We start from the raw sequence: 11,354 nt of genomic DNA, 5'->3' as shown, positions 1-11,354 counted from the left end.
GGTCGGCGGCCCCGCCGGGCAGGTCGCCGGGGCGGCCGCAGGGGCTGCCGCCACCCCGGCCGCACAGCGCCTGGCGCGCATGAGCACGGCCGCCGCCCAGAACGCCTGGGACAGCGTCACCGCCGAGGAGGTGCCCGCCTGCACCGGCGCCGCCGACAAGGACTGCGCCGAAGCACAGGCGCTGCGCGCGCGGGCCTGTCGCCGGCAGGCGGCATCCGCGCCGCAGGACCGGAGGGCGGCATTGCGCGATTGCGCGGTCTCGGCGGGCCAGGCGGCGCTCGGCGCGGGCGGGGCGAACAGCCAGGCGCAGCGCAATGCCTGGCGGGAGGAACTGCTCGCCGCGCTCTACGACCGCCGTGCGGTCACGCCGCGCGCCAGCATCTGCCCCGACAATGACCTGATGCGCGAACAGGCCGAAACGCTGCTGCGCGAGGCGCCGGGCAACACGAGTGCGCGCTTCCATGGCGCAAGCGCGCGGATGATGGGCGTTTCGGTATCCTGCGGGGCGGACGACCAGCGCTGCCCGGATCTGGCCCAGGCGGCGCGGCTCCTGACCCCGCCGCAGTCGGACCCGCGCTGGACGCAGACGCTGGATGCGGTGCGGACGCTCCAGCGCGTGGTCGTGGGGTGCCCGGAGGGATAACAAGCAGGTCGGGGAGGTCCGCCGCCCTCGACCCGAAACCCTTCGCCGTTGCCGCACCATGCCACCGGGACCCCCACGCCCTCCCGCTCCTGTCATTTGCGAACCGACAGCCGCGGTCAGTTCCCAAGTGGCAAAGAAGGTTGAGGGGGGTACGGGGGGAGAAGTTTCCTTCTCCCCCCGGTGTCACATCACTCGCCGATCGCGCCCGAGATCCAGGCCTTCAGCGCCCCTTTCGGCATGGCGCCGACCTTGGTGTCGAGCGGCTTGCCGTCCTTGAACAGGATCATCGTCGGGATCCCGCGCACCGCGTATTCGTTCGGCGTCATCGGGTTGTCGTCGATGTTAACCTTCGCGACCGTCAGCTTGCCGGCGTATTCGGCGGCGATCTCGTCGAGGATCGGGCCGACCATGCGGCAGGGGCCGCACCACTCGGCCCAGAAATCCACGAGAACGGGGCCCGGCGCCTCGAGCACGTCCTGCTTGAAGGTGTCGTCCGAGACCGGCTTGGTCAGGTCACCCATAGGGGAGTCTCCGTAGGGGAAGGGGGGCAGACCGCCCCCCGGGTTGCGCCAGACATCGTTCGCCCACCCCGCCGGGTCAAGCGTGCGGGACCTCGGCCGGGGTTTCCTTACGCCGGAAGAGCATGCTCTTGATCCGCTCCCGGACCGACTGGAAGACGACATAGAGCATCGGGATCATGAAGATGCCGATCGAGGATGCCGCCAGCATGCCCCAGAAGACCGGCGTGCCGACGGCCCGGCGGCTGATCTCCGAGGCGCCCTCGGCCACCACCAGGGGATAGAGGCCGAGGATGAAGGCGAAGGAGGTCATCATCACCGCGCGGAAGCGCAGCTTCGAGCCGAGGATCGCCGCCTCCTGGATGGATTTCCCGTGGCTTTCCCGCTGCTCCTTGGCGAATTCGATGATCAGGATGCCGTTCTTCGCCGCGAGCGCGATCAGCACCACGATGCCGACCTGGGCATACAGATCGAGCGCCAGCCCCGCCGGCCCGATCGCCGCCATGGCGCCGAGCACGCCAACCGTGACCGAAAGCAGGACCGGCACCGGGATGGTCCAGGATTCGTAGAGCCCGACCAGGAACAGGAAGGCGAAGAGGACGGCGAGCGCGAGGATCGTCCCCGTCTGCCCGGAGGCGGCCTTCTCCTGGAAGGCGGTGCCCGTCCATTCGAAGGAATAGCCGCGCGGCAGGGTCGCGTTGGCCACCCGCTCCATGGCGTTCAGCGCGTCGCCGGTGCTGCGGCCCGCTGCCGGCTCGCCGTTGATGGTCAGGCTGCGGACGTTGTTGTAGCGGATGATGCTCTCCGGACCGAATTCGATGCGGGCGTCGGCCAAGGCGCGCAGCGGCACCATGTCGCCGTCCCGGTTGCGGACATGGACCCGGTAGATGTCCGGGATGCCGGCGCGGTCGCGGTCCACCGCCTGCAGGCTGACCTTCCAGGTGCGGCCGAACAGGTTGAAGTCGTTCACATAGGCCCCGCCCATCGCCGAGGACAGCGCCTGGAAGACGTCGTTCAGCGAAACGCCGAGCACCTGCGCCCGGTCGCGGTCGATCTCAAGGAAGATCGAAGGCGTGTTCGCCGAGAAGGTCGAGAAGACGCGCTGCAGCGCCGGCTCCTGGTTCGCGGCGAGCACGAGGGCGCGCATCACGCTTGCCATCTCGCCCACCGGGCGGCCTTCCAGGTTCTGCAACTGGAACTCGAAGCCGCCGGCGGTGCCGAGGCCGATGATCGGCGGCAGGTTGAAGGGGATGACCTGCGCCGGAATGCCGGAGGTGAGCCGGACGACCTGCGCGATCAGCCCGTTGACGTCGCTCCCGGGTGCGGTGCGTTCCGCGAAGGGCTTGAGCGTGACGATGAAGAAGGCGGTATTGGACTGCGCCAGGCCGTTCAGCATCGAGTAGCCGCTGATGGTCTGGACGTCGCGCACGCCCCCGAGGTCGCGCAGGATGGTCTCGACCTCGAGCGCCGCGGAGGTGGTGCGGTTCAGCGAGGCGCCCTCGGGCAGGCGGACCTCGACGAAGAAGGCGCCCTGGTCTTCCTGCGGCAGGAAGCCGGTGGGGGTGCGGCTGCCGACGCCGACAATGCCGGCCATGAAGGCGCCGAGCAGCACGATGGAGACCAGCGCCACCCTGACCAGCCGCGTGACGATCGCCGCATAGCCGTCCCGCACCCAGTCGATGCCGCGCGAGATGCGCCCCATGATGCCCTTCTTCGGGCCATGGTGCGCCGAGAGCAGCACGCCGCAGAGCGCGGGCGAGAGCGTCAGCGCGTTGATCGCCGAGAAGAACATGCCGACCGAGACGGTCACCGCGAACTGGCGGAACAACTCGCCTGAGATGCCCGGGATGAAGGCCAGCGGCACGAAGACCGAGAGCAGCACCAGGGTGATGGCGACGATCGGCGCCGTGATGGTCTCCATCGCCGCCTTGGTCGCGTCGGCGACGGAGAGGGAATGGTCCTCCTCCATCTTCGCCTCGACCGCCTCGACCACCACGATGGCGTCGTCCACCACGATGCCGATGGCGAGCACCATGGCGAGCAGCGAGACGGTGTTGGCCGAGTAGCCCATCGCGTTCAGCACCGCGAAGGTGGCGATCAGGCTCACCGGCACGGCGACCAGCGGAATGATGGTGGCGCGGATCGAGCCGAGGAAGAGGAACACCACAAGCACCACGAGGATGAAGGCTTCCTCGAGCGTCTTGATGACCTCATGGATGGTCAGCTTCACGAAGGTGGTGGTGTCGTAGGTGACGGCGTAGCCGAGGCCCTCGGGGAAGCGGGTGGCGAGGCCGCTCATGGTCTGGGCCACCGATTCCGCCACGCCCACGGCATTGGCGCCGGGCGCGAGGTAGATCTGGACCAGGATCGCGTCCTGCCCGTTCAGCCGGGTGCCGACATCCTGGTTCCAGGCGCCGAGTTCGATGCGCGCGACGTCGCGCACGCGCAGCACGGACCCGTCGGGATTGGCGCGCACCAGGATGGCGCCGAATTCCTCGGGCTCCATCAGGCGCCCGGTGGTGCGGATGTTGAGCTGGTAGGAGGTGTCGTCGCTCGCCGGCTGGGCGCCGACGCGGCCAAGCGGGGCGACCTGGTTCTGCGCCCGGATGGCGTTGATGATGTCGCCCGGCGTCAGGTTCAGCGCGGTGAGCCGGTCGGTCTCGAACCAGATGCGCATGGAATAGTCGCGCGCGCCGAACATGATGGCGTCGCCCACGCCCGGCACGCGCTTCAGCGCGTCCATGATGTTGATGGTGGCGTAGTTCGAGATGAAGAGCGGGTCCTGCTGCCCGTTCTCCGAGCGCAGGGTGATCACCTGCAGCAGCGCCGAGGACTTCTTGCGCACCGTCAGGCCCTGGCGCTGCACTTCCTCGGGCAACTGCGCCGCGGCCAGCTGCACGCGGTTGTTCACGTTCGTCGTGTTCTGGTCCGGGTCGGTGCCGACCCGGAAGCTGACCGTCAGCGTGTAGGAGCCATCGTTGCCGCTGGTGGACCGCATGTAGATCATGTTGTCCACGCCGTTCACCTGGCTCTCGATCGGCTGGGCGACGGTCGCCTCCACCACCTCGGCCGAGGCACCGGGGAAGTTCGCCGTGACCGTCACCTGCGGCGGCACGATGTCCGGGAACTGCGCCACCGGGATCTGCATCAGCGAGACGATGCCCGCGATGGTCATGACGATGGCGATGACGATCGCGAGCCGCGGCCGGTCGACGAAGACCTTGCTGATCATCGGCTCAGCCGCCGTTCGCTGCGTTGGCGGGCGTGGCGCCGAGCGGCGGCGCTCCCTGTGGGCGCGGGGTCACCGGCTGGCCGGGCCGGGCGCGCTGCGAGCCCTCGACGATGACGAGCTGGCCGACCTCGAGGCCTTCCGTCACCACCACCTGGCCGGCTGGCCCGCGGCCGGTGCGGATGCGCTTGACCTCGACCTTGTTGTCCGCGCCCACCACCAGCACGAAGGCGCCCTGCTGGTCGATCTGGATGGCCGATTGCTGGATGACGATGGCCTGTTGCGGCTGTGCGTCCCGCAGCACGACCGTCACGGCCTGCCCGTCGGTCAGCAGCCGCTGCGGGTTCGGCACGGTCGCCGTCACCAGCACGGAATCGGTCGAGCGGTTGGCCGCGACGTCCACGAAATCGAGCCGCCCGGCGGTATCGAGCAGCGCGCCGTCCGGCAGGCGCACCAGCACCTGCACGCGCTCGGCCGAGTTCGCCGCGCCGTTCATGCCGGCGCGCCGCACGCGCAGCAGCTCGCGCTGCGTGACCGGGAAGGTGACGCGGATCGGGTCGTCGCGCACCACCGTGACCAGCACCCCCGTATCCGGCCCGACCACGTTGCCGGGGCTGAGCGGGGACCGGCCGGCGCGGCCGTCGAAGGCGGCGCGGATCTCGGTGTAGCCGTACTGGATGCGCGCCTGCTCGAGCTGCGCGCGGGCGCCGGAGAGCTGGCCCTGCGCCTCGCCCTCGGCGGCAATGCGCTCGTCGAGTTGCGACTGCGGGATGTTGTTGGTGCGCACCAGGTCCCGCCCGCGCTGCACCTGCAGCGCGGCATTGCGCAACTCGGCCTCGGCGCGTTCCACCTGGGCCTGGCGCAGCGCCACCTCGGCCGCGAAGGGCGGCTGTTCGATGGTGAACAGCAGGGCGCCCGCCTTGACGTTGTCGCCTTCGTTGAAGTGGCGGGCATGGAGGAAGCCGGTGACCCGCGCGCGGACCTCCACCTTGTCGATCGCTTCGACCCGGCCGATGAACTCCGCCGTCGGCGCGACCGACTGCTGTTCCACCCTCGCGACGAGCACCGCCGGCGGGGCGCCGGATTGCTGCGCAGGAGGTGCGGATTCCTTGCAGGCGGCAAGCGCGAGCAGCGCCGCAAGGCCCGTGATCGCGGCCATTCCTGAGCGCCCGAAGGCCGCACCACCCCGCACCTGACCCATACCGTGTCGTCTCCAGAAGCATCGCGCTGCGGAACAGACTACGCGGCAGCGCGTCGATACACCACGCCCTGCACGAGGGGACGGATCGCTTCGCCGCGGGCCCGTGGCGTGCTACGGGCCGCGCCGTGTCCTTCCCGCCCCGCAGTCCCCGATGGCGAAACGCCTGATCCGGCACCCCCTCGTGCAGGGCATGCTGGCGCGGCTCGTCGCGCTCTACCTGCGCCTTGTCTGGGCCACCACGCGCTGGACGCTGGTGGGGGAGGAGCATGCCCGCCCTCTCGCGGACCAGCCGATGATCCTTGCCTTCTGGCACGAGCGCCTGCCGCTCGCCGCCCTGGGCTGGAGGCTGCTGGCGAAGCGCGTCCCGCAGGCGGGGGATCGGCGGTCGCAGGTGCTGATATCCCGCCATCGCGACGGCCGGCTGATCGCGGCGGCCGTGCGGCCCTTCGGGATCGACGTGGTGCACGCCTCCTCCTCGAAGGGCGGCGCGGCGGGGCTGCGCGGCCTGGCGCGCATCCTGGCCGACGGCGGCGTCGCGGTGATCACGCCGGACGGGCCGCGAGGGCCGGCGAGGGTGGCGGCACCCGGCGTCGCGCAACTCGCGGCGCTGACCGGGGTGCCGGTGCTGCCCTGCGGGGTCGCGTCCTCCCGCATGCGGCTCGCGGGGTCCTGGGACCGGATGCGCTTCCCGCTGCCCTTCGCCCGCGGGGTGGCGGTGGTGATGGAACCGATCGCGGTGCCGCGGCACGGGGCGGAGGCGGCGCTGCCGGCCATCGCCGCAGCGCTGACCGAGGCGTGCGAGCGCGCCGACGCGATGGTGGCGGCGTGAGCGCGGTGGAAGAAAAGAAGGTCGGGGGAGGGGAACCTCCCCCGAACCCCCTCCCTTCTCTGGCAATTGGTGCTGGCCGCCGGAGTCAGTTCCCAGGGATCCAAGGAAGGAGGGGGGATCGGGGGGAGTTCACCTCCCCCCGACCTTCCTTCCGCCCATGACCTTCGCTGCCGCCGTCTGGCGCTGGGCCGCCACCGCCGTCGCGCCCCTGCTGCCGTCGCATCTCCGCCGCCGAGCCGCCCGCGGCAAGGAGGTCGCGGACCGCCTCCCCGAACGTTTCGGCGAACTCGCTGCCCGCCCGCCGGGCCGCCTGTTCTGGCTCCATGCCGCGAGCGTGGGCGAAACCCTCTCCGTCCTGCCGCTCATCGAGGCGCTGGCCGCGCGCGACCCCGCACTGTCCATCCTGGTCACCACCGGCACCGTGACCTCCGCGACGCTGCTGGCGCGGCGCTTGCCGGAGGCGCTCGCGGGGCGGGTGACGCACCGCTTCGTGCCGCTGGACGTGCCGCGCTGGGCGGCGCGCTTCCTCGACGGGTGGCGGCCGGATGCGGCGGTCTTCGTGGAATCGGAGCTCTGGCCGAACCTGATCACCGCGGCGGCGGCGCGTGGCATTCCGCTCTTCCTGGTCAACGGGCGGATGTCCGAACGCTCCGCGCGCTGGTGGCGGCGGGCGCCCGGGCTGGCGCGGAGCGTCCTTTCACCCTTCCGCCTCGTGCTCGCGCAGACCGAGGCTGACGCGGCCCGCTTCCGCGCTCTCGGCGCGCCGGCGGAATGCTGGGGGAACCTGAAGTTCTCCGCCCCGCCGCTGCCCGCCGAGGCGGCGGAGCAGCGCCGGCTCTCCGCCCTTCTGGCCGGGCGCCCGGTCTGGCTCGCCGCCAGCACCCATGCGGGGGAGGAGGCGATCGTCGTCGCCGCACACCGCCGCCTGGCGGGGGCGCATCCGGGACTGCTCACCATCATCGTGCCGCGCCACCCGGAACGTGGGGCGGAGGTGGCGGCGCTGGCGGGGGACCTGCCCGTCGCGCGCCGCTCTGCCGGGGATGATGCCGGCGCGGAAACCGCCATCCTCGTCGCCGACACGCTCGGCGAACTGGGCCTGTTCTACCGCCTGGCGCAGGCTGCCTTCATCGGCGGCTCGCTGGTCCCGCATGGGGGGCAGAACCCGCTCGAGCCCGCGCGGCTGATGTGCCCGGTACTGACCGGCCCGCACACCTGGAACTTCGCCGAGATCCTGGACCGGCTCGAGGCCGTCGGCGGCGCCACCCGGATCGAGCCCGGAATGGACCCGGCCGCCGCGCTGGCCGAGGCGGTTTCCGACATGCTAACCAACCCGTCGCGGGCACGGGCTCAGGCAGAGGCCGCCGCCCGGGTGGCGGCCGACCAGGCCGGGCTGCCGGAGCGGATCGCCGCGGCGCTGCTGCCGTCGCCGACCGCCCCGGATGATGCGGCCGATGGCCGCGGGATGGCGGGAACGGGCTCCTCCGGCCCGCCGGTGACTGGGATTGTGGACGAAAGGATCTGATGCGCGCTCCCGAATTCTGGAGCGGTGGCGGCGGGGGGCTCGCGCCCTTCCTGCTCTCGCCCGTCTCCGCCATCTACGCGGCCGCCACGGCGCGGCGCATGGCGCGGCCCGGCTGGCATGCGACGGTGCCGGTGATCTGCTGCGGCAACGCCACGGCCGGCGGCGCGGGCAAGACGACGGCGGCACTCGACATCGGCCGGCGGCTCGGCAACCGCGGCATCGGCGCGCATTTCCTGCTGCGCGGCTATGGCGGCAAGCTCAAGGGCCCGATCCGCGTCGATCCGACCATCCACGACAGCACGGCTGTCGGCGACGAGGCCCTGCTGCTCGCCGCCGAGCGCCCGACCTGGGTGGCGGCCGACCGCGCCGCCGGCGCCCAGGCGGCGATCGCCGCAGGGGCGCAGGCCATCGTCATGGATGACGGGCTGCAGAACCCGACGCTCGACAAGGATCTCTCGCTGCTGGTGATCGACGGCACCTACGGCTTCGGCAATGGCCGCGTGATCCCGTCCGGGCCACTGCGGGAACCGGTCGCCGCCGCCGCCGCGCGCTGCCGCGCAGCCGTGCTGGTCGGGGAGGACGAGACCGGCGCGCTGGCCGCCCTGCCGCCTGGCCTGCCGGTACTGCGCGCCCGCCTGGTGCCGGGGCCGGAGGCGGAACTGCTCTCCGGCCAGCCGGTCTTCGCGTTCTGCGGCATCGCCAACCCGCGCAAGTTCTTCTCCACGCTGCAGGAGGCCGGCGCCTTCATCGCCGGCAAGCAGGCCTATGCCGACCACTACCCCTTCGACGAAGGGGACCTGCGCGACCTGTTGGCTCAGGCCGAGGCCCTGCGCGCCACGCCGGTGACGACGCGCAAGGATTTCGTGCGCATCCCGCCGGCGTTCCGGAACCGGGTGACGGTGGTGACGGTGCGGCTCGAATGGGCGGAGCCGGTGGCGATCGAGACGCTGCTCGAACCGCTGGCGGCGCGGGTGCCGATGCCGGCGTAGCGAGGGGGCGCCGCCCCCTCGCACTCCCCCGCCAAAGGCCGAAAGGCCTTTGGGAACCGTGACTTGATGGCGTGTGGCAGACGCCGCTGGCCGACGCGCCCGTCCGCCGTGATGGTTTCCAAAGGCCTTTGGCGGGGGGTCAGGGGGGCGGCGCCCCCCTGCCCGGCCATACCCCCGGCCTGGTCGCCCCCGCGCAGATCGCCCCGAAGGCCGTGATCCCCAGCGCCACCGCCACGAACTGCCCTTCCAGGCCGAACCCGAGCAGGTCGCTGAGCACCCACCCGCCCCCGACCGCGAGCGTGATGCGCGACAGCCCCGCCACCACCGGCCAGGCCATGCGCCCCGCCCCCATGGCGGCGAAATACAGCGCCATGCCGAGGCCGAAGCCCGGCATCGCCCAGGCGATGATGGCGAGCGCCTGCGTCGCGATGGCCTGCACCGCCGCGTCTGAGGTGAAGGCCGCCGCGGTGGCGGCCGGGAAGATCGCCACCGGGATGGCGATCGCCGCCGTCACGCCGAAGGCCAGCCCGGCGCCGGCCCAGGCGATGCGCCGCGCCTCCGCCCAGTCCCGTGCGCCCACCGCGCGCCCGACCAGCGCCGTGAGCGCCGAGCCCACCCCGAACGCGAGCGGGATCATCAGGAACTCGATGCGGGCGGAGATGCCGTAGCCCGCCACCGCCGCCGCGCCGTGATGGGCGATGCGCGCCGTGACCAGGATGGTCGCCATGTTCGCGATGGTGGCCATGAGGCAGGCCAGCAGCCCGACGGCGAGGATGCGCCGGAACAGCGCGCCCCGCAGCGGGGTGCGCAGATGCGGCGTGAAGCCGGCCCCGCCGGCCATCACCACCGCCGCCATCAGCGCCGCCGCCCCGGTCATGGTCACGGCGAAGGCGAGGCCGGCGCCGGCGAGGCCCATGCCAAGGGGTTCCATCAGCAGCCACGCCAGTGGCGGATAGACGATCCAGGCGCCGATCACCCCGCGTGCCGCCAGCGCATGCCGCCCGCCGCCGCGCAGGATCGAGGCGAAGGTATTGGCGAGCCAGGTCGGCAGCGCCCCGCCGCCGAACAGCCAGGCGCAATAGGCCGCGCCGCCCGCCGCCGCCTCCGGCCCGCCGATCAGCGTGAGCACCGTCCAGGGAAAGATCGCGAGCGGAATGGCGAAGAGCGCCGCCCCTGCCACCGCGATGACCAGCGCATGGGTGGCGAGCGCCGAGGCCTCCTCCCGGTTTCCGGCGCCGAGCGCTCGGGCGATGGCGGAGACCACCCCGCCCCCCATGGCGCCGGCGGACATCTGGCCGAGCAGCAGGGCGAAGGGCAGCACCACTGCCCAGCCTGCGAGCGCCTGGGTCCCCTGGCGCGCCGCGAGCCAGGGCTCGACCAGCAGCGCCGCGACCTGGGTGGCCGACAGCAGCGTGGTCGGCGCGGCGAGCGCGAGGATGCGGCGCACGCGCCCTGGCATCACGGCGCGGGCCTGTTGCATGGCGAGGGTTTCAGCCATTGGCGGTTTCCGTCCCGAAACGGCGGCGGACCGCCTCGTTGGCGCCCGGTCCGGGCAGGATGCGGACATGCTCCGGCAGGATGGGCGAGCCATCCGCGCGGCGTGGCGCCGGCGCGAGCACGGGTTCCCCGGTGACAGTGTCGAGCATGACCGTCGGCGGGCCCTCGGGGCCCGAGAGGTGGCGCGCGCCCCAGTCGCGGATGGCGAGGTAGAGCGGGAAGGCGTCGCGGCCGCGCTCGGTCAGTCGGTAGGCGTGGCGGCCGCCATCCGGCACGCGCTCGAGCACCCCATGCTCGACCAGGGCGGAGAGCCGGGCCGAGAGGATGTTCGGGGCGATGCCGAGGTTGCGCTCGAAGGCGTCGAAGCGGGTGGTGCCGGCGAAGGCTTCCCGCAGGATCAGGATCGTCCAGCGTTCCCCGAGGATCGACATGGCGCGGGCCACGGGGCAGCGCATGCGGGCGAAGTCGATGCGTTGCAGGGTCGTTCTCCTTCGGTCGGAGGCGGCATCGAAGCCGGGTTGCTTTCAATTTGCAAGCAATGGCTTTCAAAGTGAAAGCAATTCGTCGCGGGAGCGACTCGCCCACAGGCTTGTCCACAGAAATCTGCATCGTTCGGCATCGCAGAACTTGTGTGCGGGCCGGGGTCTGGCCTACCGTATCTTGTGTTGGGGGACATCGGGGGACACACCGCTATGGACTGGACGGCGGAGGCGATCGAGCGTCTCAAGGCGCTCTGGGCCGAGGGGCATTCCACGGCCGAGATCGGCCGGCGCATGGGCATTTCAAAAAATGCCGTGGTGGGCAAGGCGCACCGACTGAATCTGTCGGCGCGGCCGAGTCCGATCCGGCGCGATGCGGCCCCGCGCCCCGCGCCGGCGCCGCGTGTGCCGCGCCCGGTGCCCGCCCCGGTGCAGCGCCTGGCGCCT

Annotated in this window: 10 protein-coding genes; 5 read left to right on the top strand and 5 right to left on the bottom strand. The window is 71.9% G+C overall.

The features are described from left to right. A partial coding sequence (locus tag GXW76_RS23320; RefSeq protein ID WP_211864540.1) for a hypothetical protein occupies positions 1–643 on the top strand: 643 nt, incomplete at its 5' end. A 188-nt stretch (positions 644–831) separates the two neighbouring features. On the opposite strand, the gene trxA is transcribed toward GXW76_RS23320, so the two are convergent. The 3 genes from trxA to GXW76_RS23305 all read right to left on the bottom strand — a co-directional run bounded on the left by trxA (position 832) and on the right by GXW76_RS23305 (position 5,549). After that, positions 832–1,164 carry a thioredoxin TrxA gene (trxA, locus tag GXW76_RS23315; protein WP_211864539.1) on the bottom strand — a complete coding sequence of 111 codons (333 nt, stop codon included), beginning with the start codon at positions 1,162–1,164 and terminating at the stop codon, positions 832–834. A gap of 76 nt (positions 1,165–1,240) precedes the next feature. Further along, complete coding sequence (locus tag GXW76_RS23310) at positions 1,241–4,393, bottom strand: efflux RND transporter permease subunit (protein WP_211864538.1); 3,153 nt, start codon at positions 4,391–4,393, stop codon at positions 1,241–1,243. Between the two features lie 4 nt (positions 4,394–4,397). Further along, positions 4,398–5,549 carry an efflux RND transporter periplasmic adaptor subunit gene (locus tag GXW76_RS23305; protein ID WP_211864537.1) on the bottom strand — a complete coding sequence of 384 codons (1,152 nt, stop codon included), beginning with the start codon at positions 5,547–5,549 and terminating at the stop codon, positions 4,398–4,400. Positions 5,550–5,742: 193 nt separating this feature from the next. Between GXW76_RS23305 and GXW76_RS23300 the strand changes: the two genes are divergently transcribed. The 3 genes from GXW76_RS23300 (at position 5,743) to lpxK (ending at position 8,931) form a co-directional block, all read left to right on the top strand. Beyond that, entirely contained in the window at positions 5,743–6,420 is a 678-nt protein-coding gene (locus GXW76_RS23300; RefSeq protein ID WP_211864536.1) for a lysophospholipid acyltransferase family protein, read from the top strand. Positions 6,421–6,577: 157 nt separating this feature from the next. After that, positions 6,578–7,942 (top strand): 3-deoxy-D-manno-octulosonic acid transferase, encoded by a 1,365-nt coding sequence (locus GXW76_RS23295; RefSeq protein ID WP_211864535.1) that lies wholly within the window; start codon positions 6,578–6,580, stop codon positions 7,940–7,942. After that, the gene (gene lpxK, locus GXW76_RS23290) at positions 7,942–8,931 is read left to right on the top strand and encodes a tetraacyldisaccharide 4'-kinase (protein WP_211864534.1); all 990 of its coding nucleotides are present in this window, start codon (positions 7,942–7,944) and stop codon (positions 8,929–8,931) included. Before GXW76_RS23295 ends, lpxK begins: the two co-directional genes overlap by 1 nt. Before the next feature lie 139 nt (positions 8,932–9,070). Here the strand turns inward: lpxK and GXW76_RS23285 are convergent, their stop codons facing one another. Next, entirely contained in the window at positions 9,071–10,429 is a 1,359-nt protein-coding gene (locus GXW76_RS23285; RefSeq protein WP_246514648.1) for an MATE family efflux transporter, read from the bottom strand. Next, positions 10,422–10,883 (bottom strand): winged helix-turn-helix transcriptional regulator, encoded by a 462-nt coding sequence (locus tag GXW76_RS23280; RefSeq protein WP_211864533.1) that lies wholly within the window; start codon positions 10,881–10,883, stop codon positions 10,422–10,424. Before GXW76_RS23280 ends, GXW76_RS23285 begins: the two co-directional genes overlap by 8 nt. Positions 10,884–11,120: 237 nt before the next feature. Between GXW76_RS23280 and GXW76_RS23275 the strand changes: the two genes are divergently transcribed. Beyond that, the coding region (locus tag GXW76_RS23275) for a GcrA family cell cycle regulator (protein ID WP_246514647.1) at positions 11,121–11,354 on the top strand (234 nt) is incomplete at its 3' end.

The sequence above is a fragment of the Neoroseomonas soli genome (assembly GCF_018129065.1).
Lineage (GTDB): Bacteria > Pseudomonadota > Alphaproteobacteria > Acetobacterales > Acetobacteraceae > Neoroseomonas > Neoroseomonas soli.
This window is presented reverse-complemented; position numbering and strand designations above follow the sequence as displayed.

What these genes read in the sequence shown, in the direction of transcription:
- trxA (WP_211864539.1), bottom strand. Translation starts at nt 1,164, where the DNA reads ATGGGTGACCTGACCAAGCCGGTCTCGGACGACACCTTCAAGCAGGAC.
- GXW76_RS23310 (WP_211864538.1), bottom strand. Translation starts at nt 4,393, where the DNA reads ATGATCAGCAAGGTCTTCGTCGACCGGCCGCGGCTCGCGATCGTCATC.
- GXW76_RS23305 (WP_211864537.1), bottom strand. Translation starts at nt 5,549, where the DNA reads ATGGCCGCGATCACGGGCCTTGCGGCGCTGCTCGCGCTTGCCGCCTGC.
- GXW76_RS23300 (WP_211864536.1), top strand. Translation starts at nt 5,743, where the DNA reads ATGGCGAAACGCCTGATCCGGCACCCCCTCGTGCAGGGCATGCTGGCG.
- GXW76_RS23295 (WP_211864535.1), top strand. Translation starts at nt 6,578, where the DNA reads ATGACCTTCGCTGCCGCCGTCTGGCGCTGGGCCGCCACCGCCGTCGCG.
- lpxK (WP_211864534.1), top strand. Translation starts at nt 7,942, where the DNA reads ATGCGCGCTCCCGAATTCTGGAGCGGTGGCGGCGGGGGGCTCGCGCCC.
- GXW76_RS23285 (WP_246514648.1), bottom strand. Translation starts at nt 10,429, where the DNA reads ATGGCTGAAACCCTCGCCATGCAACAGGCCCGCGCCGTGATGCCAGGG.
- GXW76_RS23280 (WP_211864533.1), bottom strand. Translation starts at nt 10,883, where the DNA reads ATGCGCTGCCCCGTGGCCCGCGCCATGTCGATCCTCGGGGAACGCTGG.